This window comes from Bacillus cereus group sp. BceL220 (assembly GCF_051776965.1).
GTDB lineage: Bacteria > Bacillota > Bacilli > Bacillales > Bacillaceae_G > Bacillus_A > Bacillus_A cereus.
Genome location: NZ_JBPWBC010000008.1, coordinates 205,845 through 222,177, shown reverse-complemented (window position 1 = coordinate 222,177; position 16,333 = coordinate 205,845). Strand labels below are relative to the sequence as shown.

The window sequence follows — 16,333 nt, the reverse complement described above, 5'->3', positions numbered from 1 at the left end:
AACTTTCATTTCCGTTCAAATAACGTAGAACGATTTGTATTTTTTCATCAGCTGTAAATTTAGCCATAGAAAAACTGCACCTCCAATTGTTAGACTGTGTCTAACAATTGGAGGTGCAGTTCATAAATGACTTTTAGAACGCTCTTTTACTATTAAATTAAATAGAGAAGAATAAGAAAAGTGGTACTTACATATAGTAGATGTGGGAGAATTCGTATAGTAATAGTTATTATGGTTGTTAGGTTAATTATTCAGAATATTCATAAAAACACTTTACAAATCTAGAGAAATTAGTAGAATGATAATAAGTAAGAATTTTCTAATAATTAAAAAGGATCTCTCAAAGTTAATATCGTACATATAATTGGGGAGGGTACAAAAATGAAGAGAAAAAAGATGAAAAAATTAACAGCGGTTGTAGCACCAGTTTTAGTAATGAGTATGGCATTAACAGCTTGCTCTGGATCTGGGGAAAAAGATAAGGCAAGCACAACACCAAAAAGCGGTGAAAAAGAAGGCGGAAAGCTAGCGGCGAAGCAAGTGCTTAATTTAACAGAGTCTCAAGAGATTCCATCTATGGACTCTGCTAAAGCGACAGACCAAGTATCGTTTCTAGCTTTAAACAACGTAATGGAAGGTTTATATCGACTTGATAAAGATAATAAAGCAACACCAGGAGTTGCTGAGTCATATAAAAAGAGTGATGATGGTAAAAAATACACATTTACATTAAATAAAAATGCAAAATGGTCAAATGGAGAACCTGTAACAGCGAAAGATTTCGTGTTTGCTTGGAAACGTGCGGTAGATAAAAATACAGCAGCAGAATATGCATACATTATGTTTGATTTGAAAAATGCACAAGCGATTAATGAAGGAAAAGCTGAACTAGATACGTTAGGAGTAAAAGCTGTAGATGACTATACGTTAGAAGTAGAATTAGAAAATCCAGTTCCTTACTTTGTAGAATTAACTTCATTTGGAACATTTTATCCATTAAACGAGAAATTTGTAAAAGAAAAAGGAGAAAAGTACGGTTTAGAATCAGATACGACGTTATACAACGGACCGTTTACATTAACAGACTGGAAACATGAAGAAGGTTGGAAGTTAAAGAAAAATGCACAATACTGGGATAATAAGACAGTTAAGTTGGAAGAAATTAATTTTAACGTAGTAAAAGATAGCGGTACACGTGTTAACTTATATGAAAGTGGACAAATTGATCGTTCAGGACTTACATCTGAATTTGTTGACAAATATAAATCAAGCCCCGACTTCTTTACACAAAAAACACCGTCAACGTACTTCTTACGCTTAAACCAAAAACGTGGTGGGCAAGATACAGTGTTAAAGAGCAAAGATTTACGTTTAGCGATTGCAAAAGCGTACGATAAAAAAGGCTTAACGAATGTAATTTTAAATGATGGTTCTACACCTGCAGATTATTTAGTGCCAAAAGAATTTGCTAAGAGCCCAGATGGAAAAGACTTCCGTAAAGAAAATGGAGATATTTTAAAAACAGATGTGAAAAAAGCAAAAGAGCATTGGGAAAAAGCGAAAAAAGAACTTGGAAAAGATGCAATTACAGTAGAACTATTAAACTATGATGGTGATGGTGCGAAAAAAGTAGGAGAATTCTTAAAAGGAGAACTTGAGAAAAACTTACCAGGTTTAACAGTGAATTTGAAAAACCAGCCATTTAAACAAAAGTTAAAATTAGAATCAGATCTAGATTATGATTTATCTTACGCTGGTTGGGGGCCTGACTACTTAGATCCAATGACATTCATTGATATGTTCGTTACAAATGGCCCTCATAACCAAACAGGGTATTCAAATCCTAAATATGATGAAATTGTACAAAAAGGTAAAGGTGAGCTATTAACGAAAACGAAAGAGCGTTGGGATAGCTTACTGAAAGCGGAGAAAATGTTATTGGAAGATGCAGCAATTGCACCATTATATCAACGTGGTGATGCTATCGTTCAAAGACCTAAAGTAAAAGGTATTGTTCACCATCCAGTTGGTGGAGACTACAGCTATAAATGGGCATATATTACAGAGGATAAGTAAGATGAGGGGCGTACAATACGCCCCTTTTTCTATGCACTTTTCTTCCGTCCTCGAATATATAAAATAAAAAAGGGAGAGTCCTATGAAACGAAACACATACATCGATTTCCTAGCTTATTACGGAATAGGAAGTGCTCATCCAGGTGGTTTTACGTTAACGAAACAATTGCTAGCACAACTGCCTCTTGGACAGGGAGCGAATGTTCTTGAGATAGGTTGCGGCACAGGGAAAACAGCGGCGTATATGACAAGGGAATTTGGTTATAAAGTAACAGCGGTTGAAAAGAATGAAATTATGATTCAAAAGGCAAAAGATAGATGGTTGTTTGAAGGGTTAGATATACAATTAATTAAAGGAAGTGTAGAGCAATTACCTTGTTTGAATAACTCATTTGAGTTCGTATTTGGAGAATCAATCATCGCTTTTACAGAGAAAGAAAGGGTTATCTCGGAGTGTTATCGTGTATTACAGCAGGATGGTAAGCTTGTTGTCATTGAAATGATTATTGATAGGCACATTGATAAGGGTGAGGAAGAAAAAATCGCCCAATTATATGGCATGAAAGAACTATTAACTGAGAATGAGTGGGTACAATTATTTCAGAAAGCAAATTTTAAAAGAATCACAATTGCTGGCGGTGGCACGATTTCAGAAACAATCTCTGGCTATGTAGAAGAGCCAGAATGGAATGTATCCTCACATATTCCGAATGAGTTATATGAGGCGTGGGTACAGCATGAAAATGTACGGCTTATGTACCAACACATTTTAGGGCATCGTATTTTTATATGTGAAAAATAAAGAAAAAGAGTTGGCTAAAGGTAGCCAACTCTTTACTATGTTAAATGAAAAATAATGCAGCTAATGTAATTCCGAAGATGAAACCAAATCCGAGTTCAACACCCCAGCCACAACCGCCGCCACCCCAGCCGCCGCCACCCCAGCCGCCGCCACCACAACTATCGCAACCACGGCCACCACATCCGCAACTGCTGAATCCACCACCGCATCCAAATCCGCAACTATCACATCTGCTAAGGCCGCCGCAAAGGTCACAACCACCGTTTGCATAAGCATCATAGTATCCGAATCCTGAATCAAAAGATGAGCGCTGTTGCACCGGTTCGATCCATACAGAGCTTTGTGTCAAATCGATTATTTTACCTAAATGTATACGGCCATCACGGTCTTCAATCCGAACAACTTTTCCGAAATAACGTCGGCATGTATCATAACATTTTTGTCTATGCATGTTCTTTCCTCCTTCCGCATTACAGTAATACGATATGTAAGGGGGACAAGTGCGGCTTGTATGAATGTCCTATCTATCATAATTGTTATAGGAAAGGGGAAATATAAGAAGAGGATATATAAGGAGGAAAAGGCATGAAATCTACAGATCAGTTTCAGACATACGAAGTACCGTGGGAAGAATTTATTGAAGCGTTGCGAGAGGAAATGAAGAAGCAAGTAGGGGCAGATATTATTGATACAGTAGTTTGCAATTTAGAAGATGGTTTTGAAGTGTATACATATGTGCAGGGGGATTTAGATTTTGAATATAAGGAAGGGCTTGAGAGAAAATACGGAAGTGATGCGAAGATACCTAATGTGTTAACGATAATGTTATTAGCTAGTATTTATAATACAAGTGAAGCGAATATACGCTTGCATGCGGATAATAAAGAGAATCCGATTGTTGAAGTGTATGTAAAGCAATGAAACACGCTGTGAAAGGCGTGTTTTTTATTTGTCCCGCTATTTGTGGGCAGTAAGACCCCCACCTCAAAATTCAGCGGAAGCAAAGAAGTTAGATGGGGGCCCTGCGGCCCGTAAAATCCCGATTGGTGAGGGCTAATAATCAGTGGGGGATGAACAAAACTCCGACTGATTCAAGTTTCACTTTATATGATAAAATGTTAGAAAATTGAGAAAGAAGGTGAAGGATTGGGAATTAAACATCTTAATTTAACAGTTACAGATGTAACAGCATCTAGAGCGTTTTTAGAGAGGTATTTTGGTTTGATTTGTAGTGGAACAAGGGGGAATGCCTTTGCAGTTATGCGTGATAATGATGGATTTATACTAACTTTAATGAAAGGAAAAGAAGTTCAGTATCCAAAAACATTTCATATAGGATTTCCACAAGAAAGTGAAGAACAAGTAGATAAGATAAATCAAAGATTGAAGGAAGATGGATTTTTCGTGGAGCCTCCTAAGCATGTCCATGCGTATACGTTTTACGTTGAAGCACCTGGTGGATTTACAATTGAAGTGATGTGTTAAGTCAAAAATCAAACTTTTTGTTATGTGTTTTTAAAATAAAAAGTAGGAAAAGTCTGTTTTAAGCGTGGAGCTTAAACAGGCTTTTTTACTTATATAATTGGATAGAGAATGCTAGAAGGAATATTACCCAGTGTATGATCTGTTTACATAATAAAGTTATGGTGGGTTAGTTGTCCTAAAATACAAGTCATATATCTTGTTTCCTCTCATAAATTTAAACATAGGAATTTGTCTACAAAGGTGGCGAAGCCTCATCATGAAAATTCGAATTTGTGCCACGTTCATGTTGTTTCTATTTATATGTTTACCTTTATCAGCTTTTGCAAAAGGAGAGGAGGCAAAGGAAAGGGTCGTTTCACTTGTATATGACGATTCGGGCAGCATGAGAAATAACGATCGCTGGAAATATGCCAATTATGCTTTGCAAAGTTTAGTTGCGCTATTAGATGAAAAAGATAAATTTTCTTACGTTCCAATGAGTAAGCCGAATGATCCATTAAACATTTCGTTAACGAAGGATAAAAGGCAAACAGAAATTGAGGGAATTGGAGCGTGGAAAACGTATTTAAATACTCCATTTAGCGCGGTAGAAACGGCGATGCAATCTATAAAAAAGGAAGCAGATATAGATGGAAAACGTGAATTTTGGCTTATTGTATTAACTGACGGGGCATTTAATGATTTAGAGAAAGATAAGGTTGGCGGAAAAGAACAAATTTTGCAGAAATTAGCCCAGTTTAAGAAAGAAATGGATGCAAAAAAGATATCGTTACACCCAGTCTTAATTACGATGGAAGAAGATTTAGGACAACAAGAAAAAGAACAATTAAACACGTTCAAAGAAATATGGAAGAAAGAGATAAATGGTGTTACTATGCCGTCAAGCGGAGAAGATGGCATTGTAAAAAGTGTAAATCAAGTGGCAGCATTAGTTGCAAATCGTGATCCATTCTCCTCTGTTGAATCGATTGTAAAAACGAAAGTAGTGGGGAAAAGAGTAGAGATTACAACACCGTTTCCATTAAAGCGTATGACGCTTGTACGACAATCGCCTTCTCTGCCCGATTATCAGGTCACACAAATTTCTAAACCATTACAATTACAATCTTCTTTTTCCATACATGCACCAGGAGAAGCAAAATTGTTCGGAAATATAGTTCATATAAGTACGGAAAATCAGGAAGTTATTAAACCGGGAACTTATACGATAGAAGTGGACCAGGACATTGAGAAAGAAGGACTACAAGTACTAGTTGAACCGGCGCTTAATTATACGGTTTCTACTTATGACAAAGATGATAGTAGTCAAAAAAATGTAGAGGAAATGTACGAAGGTGTTACTGCTGTTATTGAAGCGAAGCCTACGGAGTTGCCAGTTCAGTCTTCTTACTTTCAGGCAGAAGTAGAAATAGACGGAAAACAATATCCAATGAAGTGGGACGATAAGAGGCATGTGTTTTATTACGAAACTAAGCTTGGTAAAGGGTTAGTACGCGGGAAAGTTCATATGAATATAAAGGGGTTTTATAGACAGACGAAAGAATTTAAAATTGAAACAGCTGAGAAACCGAAATTATCACTTCAAACTGTTACAAAAGATTATGAAGAAAAAGTGACAAATTTAGAGAATAGTAAACCATTTGTTTTGCAGCCACAGTTAGATGGTAAGCCGATGACAGAAGAAGCTGTAAAAAAACTATTAAAATCTACTGGTGTCACATCTAAACAATCAATCAATTATGAAATAAAGCAACATGGAAATCAGATCTATGTTTATCCTCGCCCCTATTACTCCGACACATTTAATTTTACAGATACCGGCACCGTAGAAGCTACCATCGTAATGCAGGATTCAAAATTACAAGAAGTAAAGAAAAACATAACATTCCATATTCAAGATGCTCCGTTTTATGAAAAATATGCGCTTATTTTTAAGTTTGTCATTCCTATCACTTTATTACTACTAGTAGTAGGAATCATTGTTTTAGGATGGATTGTTCGGCCAAGATTTCACCGGAAAGCACTACTGTATTATGAATGGGATCAAGAGGTAGCGAAAGATTGGCTATATCAATCTGAACCAGAATTACTTCGAAATAAATGGTGGAACCATTATTTTGGTATCCCATTTAGAGCAGAAAGAAAAACAGTGCAATCCGTTACGTTTATAGCGAAGAAAGGTTCGAAATCTGTCTTTGTAGCGAAAGAATCACAAGTAGTTGGAATGATTATTGATGGGATGTTTATAACAAAGGATGAAGTAGGAATGGAACATAAGACACTATATCCAAATGAACTTTTACTAATTGATAGAGGATATGGTAAGGAGATTTACAAGTACGAATGTGAATAGTAGATAGGGAAAAGAAGGGGATGGAGTATTGATTCTCTTTCCCTTTTTTCAAACAAGCAAGAATAGGAAGGTGGTTCACATGACATTACAAGTTCCAACAATATTAATTGGTTTAGGTGGAATCGGTAGTACTGTGACGCATCAAATATATGAAAAATTGCCTGAAGAGCGCCGGAAAAAGGTAGCAATGCACGTATTTGATACAGATGTGAATACATTAAGTAAATTTGATCATATTCGAAAGTTTAAGACACAAACAAGTTCTAGTAAAACGCCTAGGGAGTATATTGCGGGAGATCCAACGATCCCAGAGTGGTTTCCGATGGATCCGACTATACTTGATAAGCCATTAACAGAAGGAGCAGGACAGTTACGCGTCATTTCACGTTTAGCGTTACGTGCTGCGATGAAAGAAGATAAATTAACGTCCTTTTGGCAAGAAATTGAGAAAATTTTTCCGGTTACAAGTGATCAAACGGAATATGGTGTGCGTGTCATTATAGTAACATCACTAGCAGGCGGAACAGGTTCGGGGATGTTTCTGCAAATTGCATTATATTTACGTGAAATGCTTCGGAAGAAATTGCAGCATCATAACATTTTAATACGCGGTGCGTTTTTAATGCCGGATGTTTTAGTAAAGACGAGAACAGTTAGTGCGAAAGAGTTTGAAACGGTGCAAGCGAACGGCTATGCATCGTTAAAAGAATTACATGCTATTACGCTCGGTTCTACTGGAGAATTATCAAAACGCGGCGGTGTAACAATTGAATTAGAGTATCGCCCTGATCAAGTAGATGAAGACGGAAGAACAAATCATACAATTAAACAACATCATTTACCGTACAATTATTGTTTCTTATACGATTACGAAAATCTACATGGACACCATTTACACAATTTATCAGACTATATGGAACAGATGGCAAATACAATTTATTTACAGTTATTTAGCCCGATGTCTACAAGTCATTTTGCACAGGAAGACAATCAAATTCAGCAATTAGCAGAATCAAGTGGAAAAGGACGATATTGCGGGGCAGGAACGGCAAAACTCATTTATCCATATGAGCATGTGTTAAAATATTGTGCTTTAAAATGGGCGGTGCAAGGTTTAGATGAATCGTGGCTGCATTTAGATCAACTGTTTCAAGAGAAGAAGCAAAGATATGACCAAGATGTAAAACGTGGGATGCAGCGTGAAAAGCCGGAGAGAGGTAAAAGTTATTTAGAGGACTTGGAGCATCTTGCTACCCGTCCAGAGCAAGCTCATATTTTCTATAGACAAATGTACAATGAAACACGTGAAGGAGCAGAAGGTGGTAAGCTCGGAGTTGCGAAATCAAAACTGTTTTTAGAAGCTGTAGAAAGTTATGTACAACGAACGGTGCAAAAAGATGAGGAATTAAATCGTCTGCAACATGAGTGTAAAATTTCAGCTGCGAAACTGAAAATGATGGAACAAATGAAAGGTGAAGTGGCAAGAGTGGATCATGCGGTTCGCTTATATGCATATGCGATTCCGAGCCGTGTACATGAACATGTAACGACACTTTTATATGACATGATTGAATCAGACCGCTTTTCACCAAGTGGTTCTGAAGGGCAGTCCTATCAATTAAATACATGGTTTTTAAAGAAAACAGATCCAGTTCACCCAGTAGCAGCACGTTTTATGTTATATGAAATTCGAAAGCAGTTAGTAGAAAAAATGAATCGACTACATGAAAATAATGAACAAAAGCGTAATGTAATTCAAAACTACGATAAAAAATTTAATGTAGGTAATATCGATGGAACGGTAACGGCTGTACGCCGAGTAGAAATTGCTCAACAACAAGGCTGGTTCGGAAAAATGATTAATAATCAGCAACGTTCATTCAAAAGAGAATTTGAAGACATCGTAACGCAATATGTACACAAATTAAATGAATATCGAAAAGAAATGCTATTAGAACTTGTGTATCAATCGCTATATCAGGCAGTTAATAAAATGATTCAATATTGGGAAAGATTTTTTGATAATTTACATGAAACACGTGAAAATTTATTGTTTGAAATCCAAAAGCGCAGTAAGGAATTTGAAGGGAAAACAAACCCGACGAATGTTTATGTATTAGCAGAGGAACAGCTGCAAGAAAAGATATGGCAAGATATGCAGCAACATTTAAATTTAGGTGTACTACCGAAAGATATATCAGCGGAAATTTATATGAGTTTGTATGGGGAATATTGTCGTGATGCGAAAACAGAAGAGATTCAGTCGAAAAAGGTAGAGGATTTCTATCGCGAACATATACTGAGCTATTGTTATGACGAACTGCAAGTACGCTATCGTGATAAATTAGAATTGAATATTATTGAAGCGTTGCGAAAAGAAGCAGATTATAAGAAACGTGATCGCGATGAATACGTGCGTGAAAAAATTGAAGACCTGTTCCATTTAGCAAGTCCATTCATTCCGAAAGTTGCCCATCATAGGGAATTACAATATTGGGGTATACATCCTTCTTTAAAGAAAGAGCTACAAGAGGAATTGATTCAAGAAATGTTTAAAGAAAAAGATACAGTACACGAAGCCTTTTCGCCATTTGAAGTGATCTGTTATCGAGCACATTATGGCTTATCGCTGCAAGATTTTCCTAAATTATCATCAGGACATATTTCAAACGGATTTATGAATGATAAAGGGGACTATTTCCAATCGTATTATCGCCGTGTAAACAAATTAAATAGTAAAAAATCTAGTTTAACGCCGCATTTAGATAAGTATTGGCACTTACCAGCCTTTATGCCAGATTTGAATGCGACTCAAACAAAATTAGATTATGATAAATGTAATCGTGCCTTACTATACGCATATATGTATCGCTGGATTAGTTTAGTTGCTGTTGATGGACAGTTTGTGTATCAATATAACGGTGTGGGACGTAGCTTTTTAATTCAGTCGATGGGGAAAAATATTTCAAGCGAAAGTTATAAATTACACAGAGCATTGCTTCATAATCCGTTTATTTATGAAAACATCTTGTCACGATTTGAAGAAGAGCAAGAAAAGGCGATGATACAAGGTGGACATTTATATACACATCCGTTCGTATTAGGAGCCCAAGATGTAAGATGGCTTAGAAAAGAACATGTCCACAATCTTTTAGACATGATTTTAATGTATGACCGTGAAGCGAAGTATGATCCGACGTTAGAAGAAACATCAGATGAATTATTAAGACTATTCCTTGATGAAATCGAGTTGTATTTCCAGAACTATTACGGTACAGGTGCTGATATGGTTGCAAAGAAAGAGAAAGAAATGTTTATTAAACAATTGTGGGATCGCTCGCATGCGAAAGGATATGTAGATCCAAATAGCGCTCCGTATAAAAAATGGCAAAATTTATTAAGTATTCAAGATGAAGAAGAAACGCCAAAAACGAATGTATAGTGAATGAAAAGGGAATCCTTAAAAGTGGCAATACAACTTTAGAAAAGAGGGATTCTGATGCCGTTTTTAGGAAGTGTATATCAAATATTTGGGTTATATCCGGAACTTTATTATGGGATGATTTCAGCAGAGTTGCAAGAGGAAGCTCAGAAGGAGCATCTTGAAAATAGTAGTGCAGAAGCTGAAGTGGAAGAATAAAAAAAGTGCAGATGAAAATCTGCACTTTTTTGTTAGTATTAAAATGGTGAGATAACCTCAAATTAATTATTATTTTTGAATAATAATTAATTTGAGGTTATTATGATTTTCATTACATTGTATGTAATGAAGGTTGTATGAAAATCAATGTAATAAAATGAATATGAATATTAAGGTGGGAAACAACAATGTTTTTGAGAAAATGATTATGTATAAAAATAACATTTGATACATAATCAACCGATTATTTTTGAGTGATTTATTATTGACAATATAATTAATTGTATGATAAATTCAATCAGCATTCTTAATGGTTTTTTGGTATGATTAATATTTTGAAAATTCGATACGGTATAAAGAGATTGATTTTTCTGTTTTTATTGAGACGGGTTACTAAGTCTATAGGGGAAGTGAACTATGTATATTTTTATTTTTAAAATAGAACAGTAATAAAGAATGTAACAAGTAAGAGATAAACTTGAAAAAGAGGTTTCAAAGAATGAGTCTTTTCATAAAGAAAGCAATGGATGAAGAAAAGAAAAAAGTATTGAATCAAACTTTAGGAGCGATTGATTTAACTCTTTTAGGTATTGGAGCAATTATTGGTACAGGTATTTTCGTATTAACTGGTATTGTGGCAGCGAAACATGCTGGTCCGGCGATTGTATTATCTTTTGTATTAGCGGCAATTATATGTGCATGTGTAGCTTTCTGTTATGCTGAATTTGCATCTACAGTTCCAGTTTCGGGAAGTGTATATTCATATACATATATGACACTAGGTGAGATTTTTGCATTTATAGTTGGCTGGTGTGTTATGCTGGAGTATTTATTAGCGACTTCTGCGGTTGCAGCAGGCTGGTCAGCGTATTTTCAGTCACTGCTACTAGGTTTTAATATTCACATTCCTACGGTTTTTGCTTCGGCACCAGGAATGGGGAAGGGTGGAATCATTGATTTACCAGCAGTTCTTATTATTTTAGTTGTTACATTTTTATTAAGCCGTGGTGCAAAAGAAAGTGCACGAATTAATAATATAATGGTTATTATTAAACTGGCTGTTATTGTAGGATTTATTGTTGTAGGGACACAATATGTAAGACCAGAGAATTGGCAACCATTTCTACCGTTTGGTTTTCACGGTGTGGTAGGGGGCGCTGCTACTGTATTTTTTGCTTTTTTAGGATTTGATGCAGTTGCAACAGCCGCAGAGGAAGTGAAGCGTCCACAACGTAACGTGCCAATTGGGCTACTTGTTTCCTTGTTCATTTGTACCGTTCTATATGTAGGTGTTTCATTCGTGCTAACTGGAATGGTTCCGTTTACGGAATTAAATGTTGCTGATCCGGTTGCATATGCGTTGCGCACTGTAGGAGAAGATAGAATTGCTGGGTTGTTATCGGTGGGAGCGATAGCAGGGCTAACAACAGTTCTGTTAGTAGCTATGTTTGCATTTGTTCGTGTATCTTATTCGATGAGTCGAGATGGACTGTTACCAAAAAGACTTTCAAGTGTCCATAAACGTTTACAAACTCCATTTTTTAATACGTGGGTTACAGGTATACTAGCAGCTTTATTAGCGGGATTAGTGGATTTGAATTTATTAGCTAATTTAGTGAATATGGGAACGATAACAGCATTTGTGTTTGTATCTATAGCTGTCATTGTATTAAGAAAGACACATCCTGATATGAAGAGGCCATTCCGTGCCCCTCTAGTACCTTTTTTACCTATCGTTTCAATAGTAAGTTGTATATATTTGGCTTTGAACCTTTCTAAGCTTACTTTAATTAGTTTTGTGGCATGGATTATAATAGGCGTTTTCATATATTTTGTATATGCTAAAAAACATAGTAATGTTAGAAATGGAAATAGAGTATAGTCCATTGAAATAATACTTGTAATGGAAATGAAAACACGCTACTTATTCATATAAGAACAAGTAGCGTGTTTTTTCTATTTAATAATCCCATTTTCTAAAATTTTAATAGTTGGTGCCACTTTCACATTAGCTTTTGAAAAGGAACTTGGCCAATCATCTTCAACTTGTTTCCATTCTTTATATTGAAACGCTCTCGCATAATCACCAAATCCGAATGGATCAAGCTGCTGTTTTTGAATTTTGTGGATTAAATCGTTTAAATCATTGTTTAGTTGTTTTGTAATAAGAGAAGTTAATTTTTTTCTATCATTTTCTATATCCATGTTGAATGTAAGTTCAGATACGGCAATTTTTAAATCCATTTTAATATTAAATTTGAAGCGGTTATCGCTATAGTCTGTACCGATATCATGATTCATACTAAGAACATTTATTGTTATAAAATCGTCGCCTTTTGTATCTTTTAGATGGCTATTACTTTCAACTAAATTAGAGGGGATTTTCATTGTAAGTGAAACGGGTATATTAGCTTTCTTTTGCACCATAAGAAGAAGGGCACTTTCGTAGCGATTTAAAGACATCTTATAAGTTCCACGAGAGGTTAATAGTGCCGAACCGGTAACAATAACATCTTTCTTCCCTTTTTTTATTTCTGAAATAGCAGGAGTTACGCCTTTATTAAAAGTTTGTCTATGAAATTCATGGAATGTCGTAAACACGGTCCGATTGTATAGTTTGTTCGTATTAATTAAATCTGTTAAATATTCAGGAAGAGCAGGCTTATCTTTGAAATTATTATATATAACAGAAGAAATGGGGCCATCTACTGCAACCATGCGCATATTCCCTGTATTTTTAGGGTCGCGATACCAAACATCCAGATAAGGCATAGCTCCTTCTTGTTTTAAAAAATTCGTGCTAAACAATATAAGCTGTAACTTTTCTGTGGACACTAAACCGCTGCTTGAACTGTTAAACGTATCTTTTGCTTCTCGGGGTGTATGTACTTTCGCTTCATGAATTTCGTACTTTTTCTCTACATCTTCATTGAAAATAGGATTTACGTGATACACAATTAATTTTCCTTTTCCTTTTGCTTTTGCGTCAAAACCGTAAATTAATGAGATGGATTGTTTTTCTAAATCAAGCCGATCTTCACAACCTGCTAAAAAAATTATGAGAAAACAAAATATAATAAAATGAATAAAGCGTCTCATTTAAACTTTTCTCCTTTTCCAATGCTGATAAAGTGTCATGTATAAGAGAAATACAACTGGGAATAGAAAAACGATAAAATAACTAGCAGTTCCCCAAAATTCCCGCAACGAACTTATCTGATAAGAAGAAGGGATATAAAAGAATAAGATGAAAATACACCCGAATAATAAAAAATAAATAGGTAATGAACTGCCTTTTTTGTTAAGTAATTGATTAATACCATCTGAAGCAGTAAAAATATAAGGAATACAGGAATCAAAAATAATAAAGAGATAAAATGACAAAAAGATAATTTCAAACCGCTCAAGAAATGAGAAATGAAACGGTGTAACAAGAGAAAGAGTTGGCCATAAAAACTTTGTTATACCATCTGGACTAAAATAAATAAAAGAAACGAACGTGATTTGAAGATAAATAAATAACGTAATCAAATTTGCAATAACAATTCCTTTTTTTGCAGATGCTTTGTTAGTTAAATAAGGATAAAGGACAAACGCAAACTCGAATCCGAGAAACGCAATGATAGTTGATTTTACGGTGTTTATAATTGGTAGCCATCCTTCCTTGATAAGAGGAAGAAGATATATAAAATGCCCATCTTTAAGAGGAATAAATAATAATAATGGCATCCAAAGTGTAAAGATGACAGTGAAAACAGCAAAACGACTAATAATAAGTGCTCCTTTACATGCAAGCATAAGCATTGGAATAGATAGCAAAATCATAATTAAAGACATAGGAGATCTAGGTAAAATCCAAATATGAATAACGTATAAGAGGGAAAAAATTAAGGAAACAGCTGCGAGTACAGCATATAAAATCCAAAAAATCATTACTACTCTTCCTAGCCATTTTCCAAGATAGCGTATCAGCACATCAAGTAAAGTATATCCTGGATGTTTTTCCATGATTTTTACAATACATAGACTGACTAAAGTAGTAATGACACATCCGATAATAATAGATATCCAGCCATCTGTATTCGCTCCTTGTGCAACTTCACGCGGAAGTGTAAGTACGCCGAATCCGACTTGAACACCACTAATAGTTAAAATGTATTGAAATAAAGTAATCTCCCTCTTTGCACGTTTTGTCACTAATTCTCCTCCTTTTCTTCAACATCTCTTTGCCGGTTATCTTGTTTTAATTGTAGAGATAGTGGCCGTTTCTTCATAATTTTCCATGGGAAACGTATAAGGGTATCTTTTAAATCCGAAGCATATGACGGAGAAAAAGGACTACCATATGGTACACCAAGTGATTCCATAGAAAGAATATGGATGATAATGATTGCCATTCCAACCATAATTCCAATGACGCCAAATAAAGAGGCGGCTATCATCATTGGGAATCGAAGAAGCCGAATTCCTGCTGACATTTCTAAGTTAGGAATAATGAAGGAGGCAACCGCAGTAATTGATACGACGATAACCATAACGTTACTCACAATCCCAGCTTGAACCGCAGCTTGTCCAATTACAATTCCTCCTACGACGCCGATTGTTTGTCCAACAGGCCCAGGAAGCCGAATCGCTGCTTCTCGGAGCATTTCGAGAACTAATTCCATTAATAAAGCTTCTAATATGGGAGGAAAAGGAATTTTGGCTCGAGATTCTCCAATCGTTAACAACAATTTGAGCGGAATCACTTCATAATGGAAGGAAATCATAGCAATATAAAGAGCAGGAGCAAATATTGCAATAAATAGCCCAGTGAAACGAAGGAGTCGTATAAAAGATGGAATCATAGGTCTGAAGCTGTAATCATCTATCGTCTGAAAGAAGGATGAAAAGGTCATAGGTCCTATTAATACGCCTGGTGAGCGATCTACAACAACAGCAATTCGCCCATTCAAAATATGATGTGCCGTTGTGTCAGGACGTTCAGTGATAGACAATTGTGGGAAGAGAGTATAGGAATTATCTTCAACAAATCCTTCTAATTCACCGGTAGTAAGAATAGCATCTACTTTGATTGATTCAATGCGGCATGCCATATCTTGTACAACATCTTCGTTTGTAACATCTGCAAGATAAAGTAAAAAAACTTTAGAGGTTGCTCGTTCGCCAACAGTGAATTCCTTCACTTTTAATTCGCGATTTGGAATATAGCGACGAATAAGTGCGATACTATCACTTGCCACTTCATTAAATCCTTCGTGTGAGCTTTTTATGGAAGTCTCTGTTGTAGGTTCTTCAATACTCCTTTTTGGCGCCGCTTGCGTATCTAGTTCTAAAGCTGATAATTGCCCGTTTATAAATAAAATACTTTTGCCATGTAAGAGAGATTGCTCAATGTCTATCCACTTCTGAACTTTTTTAATATTCCCTATAGAAACAGAAGATTCCCAAAAATCATCTTCATTCCATTCTTTAAATAAGAGAGGACGAAGAATATCTACATTAATAACAGTTTTATCTACAAGTCCTTCCATATATATAAGAGCAGCTTCTTTTCCGTTTTTTAACGGGAAAGTGCGTGTAATTAATTCTGGAATACCACTAAATAATTTGGATAAGTGTTTAAGATTAAGCGGCATGGAGGAAGAAATTTCTTTATTTAATACAGTTTCAGATTGCTCATGTGTAGAGAAAGATTTTTCGCCCCTTATCCATTTTCGAAAAGATCCCATATATTCACCTTATTCCTCGTTGAACTTTATATGGGTTATTATGGATAGTTACATACAGACATATGCGCAGTTTAAAATTTATATTGTATATTTGTACATTTAACGCTATAATTATAGTGTTAAAGATGGAATCGTGATATGACCTGTTATGAATCTATCGTTTTATTTATGAATAAATGGATTGGTATTTTAGCAAGATGTGCTAATAAACTACTCCACCATGATGATAGCGTGCCCAAAATGTG

The 16,333-nt window shown here is 35.5% G+C and carries 12 protein-coding genes; 8 read left to right on the top strand and 4 right to left on the bottom strand.

Annotated features, from left to right (window positions below; translation table 11 throughout):
- Positions 1-381 precede the first annotated feature (381 nt).
- Positions 382-2,076 (top strand): peptide ABC transporter substrate-binding protein, encoded by a 1,695-nt coding sequence (locus ACS2FK_RS21125; protein WP_063548318.1) that lies wholly within the window; start codon positions 382-384, stop codon positions 2,074-2,076.
- An 82-nt stretch (positions 2,077-2,158) separates the two neighbouring features.
- Positions 2,159-2,878, top strand: coding sequence for a class I SAM-dependent methyltransferase (locus ACS2FK_RS21120; protein WP_063548316.1), 720 nt, complete (start codon positions 2,159-2,161; stop codon positions 2,876-2,878).
- Between the two features lie 40 nt (positions 2,879-2,918).
- Here the strand turns inward: ACS2FK_RS21120 and ACS2FK_RS21115 are convergent, their stop codons facing one another.
- A complete protein-coding gene (locus ACS2FK_RS21115; RefSeq protein ID WP_063548314.1) occupies positions 2,919-3,329 on the bottom strand; it encodes a hypothetical protein in 411 nt (136 codons plus the stop codon).
- 134 nt (positions 3,330-3,463) lie between these two features.
- Between ACS2FK_RS21115 and ACS2FK_RS21110 the strand changes: the two genes are divergently transcribed.
- The 6 genes from ACS2FK_RS21110 (at position 3,464) to ACS2FK_RS21085 (ending at position 12,238) form a co-directional block, all read left to right on the top strand.
- The gene (locus tag ACS2FK_RS21110) at positions 3,464-3,799 is read left to right on the top strand and encodes a hypothetical protein (RefSeq protein ID WP_000842905.1); all 336 of its coding nucleotides are present in this window, start codon (positions 3,464-3,466) and stop codon (positions 3,797-3,799) included.
- A gap of 225 nt (positions 3,800-4,024) precedes the next feature.
- Positions 4,025-4,363: a VOC family protein gene (locus ACS2FK_RS21105; RefSeq protein WP_023522706.1), complete on the top strand. Its 339-nt coding sequence runs from the start codon at positions 4,025-4,027 to the stop codon at positions 4,361-4,363.
- Between the two features lie 256 nt (positions 4,364-4,619).
- The gene (locus tag ACS2FK_RS21100; RefSeq protein ID WP_063548312.1) at positions 4,620-6,716 is read left to right on the top strand and encodes a vWA domain-containing protein; all 2,097 of its coding nucleotides are present in this window, start codon (positions 4,620-4,622) and stop codon (positions 6,714-6,716) included.
- A gap of 79 nt (positions 6,717-6,795) precedes the next feature.
- Complete coding sequence (locus ACS2FK_RS21095) at positions 6,796-10,158, top strand: tubulin-like doman-containing protein (RefSeq protein WP_063548310.1); 3,363 nt, start codon at positions 6,796-6,798, stop codon at positions 10,156-10,158.
- 57 nt (positions 10,159-10,215) lie between these two features.
- Entirely contained in the window at positions 10,216-10,356 is a 141-nt protein-coding gene (locus ACS2FK_RS21090; protein ID WP_001116193.1) for a hypothetical protein, read from the top strand.
- 499 nt (positions 10,357-10,855) lie between these two features.
- On the top strand, positions 10,856-12,238 hold the full coding sequence (locus ACS2FK_RS21085) for an APC family permease (protein ID WP_000051664.1): 1,383 nt from the start codon (positions 10,856-10,858) through the stop codon (positions 12,236-12,238).
- 74 nt (positions 12,239-12,312) lie between these two features.
- On the opposite strand, the gene ACS2FK_RS21080 is transcribed toward ACS2FK_RS21085, so the two are convergent.
- Genes ACS2FK_RS21080 through ACS2FK_RS21070 form a run of 3 tightly spaced genes read right to left on the bottom strand, consistent with a single transcriptional unit; the run spans position 12,313 to position 16,088 of the window.
- Positions 12,313-13,455: a Ger(x)C family spore germination protein gene (locus ACS2FK_RS21080; RefSeq protein ID WP_063548308.1), complete on the bottom strand. Its 1,143-nt coding sequence runs from the start codon at positions 13,453-13,455 to the stop codon at positions 12,313-12,315.
- The gene (locus ACS2FK_RS21075; RefSeq protein ID WP_023522703.1) at positions 13,456-14,553 is read right to left on the bottom strand and encodes an endospore germination permease; all 1,098 of its coding nucleotides are present in this window, start codon (positions 14,551-14,553) and stop codon (positions 13,456-13,458) included.
- Entirely contained in the window at positions 14,553-16,088 is a 1,536-nt protein-coding gene (locus tag ACS2FK_RS21070; RefSeq protein WP_000534548.1) for a spore germination protein, read from the bottom strand. Before ACS2FK_RS21070 ends, ACS2FK_RS21075 begins: the two co-directional genes overlap by 1 nt.
- Positions 16,089-16,333 lie beyond the last annotated feature (245 nt).

Excerpts from the sequence above, each read along its gene's own strand:
- ACS2FK_RS21100 (WP_063548312.1), top strand. The coding sequence starts at position 4,620 with ATGAAAATTCGAATTTGTGCCACGTTCATGTTGTTTCTATTTATATGT.
- ACS2FK_RS21120 (WP_063548316.1), top strand. The coding sequence starts at position 2,159 with ATGAAACGAAACACATACATCGATTTCCTAGCTTATTACGGAATAGGA.
- ACS2FK_RS21085 (WP_000051664.1), top strand. The coding sequence starts at position 10,856 with ATGAGTCTTTTCATAAAGAAAGCAATGGATGAAGAAAAGAAAAAAGTA.
- ACS2FK_RS21125 (WP_063548318.1), top strand. The coding sequence starts at position 382 with ATGAAGAGAAAAAAGATGAAAAAATTAACAGCGGTTGTAGCACCAGTT.
- ACS2FK_RS21070 (WP_000534548.1), bottom strand. The coding sequence starts at position 16,088 with ATGGGATCTTTTCGAAAATGGATAAGGGGCGAAAAATCTTTCTCTACA.
- ACS2FK_RS21095 (WP_063548310.1), top strand. The coding sequence starts at position 6,796 with ATGACATTACAAGTTCCAACAATATTAATTGGTTTAGGTGGAATCGGT.
- ACS2FK_RS21110 (WP_000842905.1), top strand. The coding sequence starts at position 3,464 with ATGAAATCTACAGATCAGTTTCAGACATACGAAGTACCGTGGGAAGAA.
- ACS2FK_RS21090 (WP_001116193.1), top strand. The coding sequence starts at position 10,216 with ATGCCGTTTTTAGGAAGTGTATATCAAATATTTGGGTTATATCCGGAA.
- ACS2FK_RS21080 (WP_063548308.1), bottom strand. The coding sequence starts at position 13,455 with ATGAGACGCTTTATTCATTTTATTATATTTTGTTTTCTCATAATTTTT.
- ACS2FK_RS21115 (WP_063548314.1), bottom strand. The coding sequence starts at position 3,329 with ATGCATAGACAAAAATGTTATGATACATGCCGACGTTATTTCGGAAAA.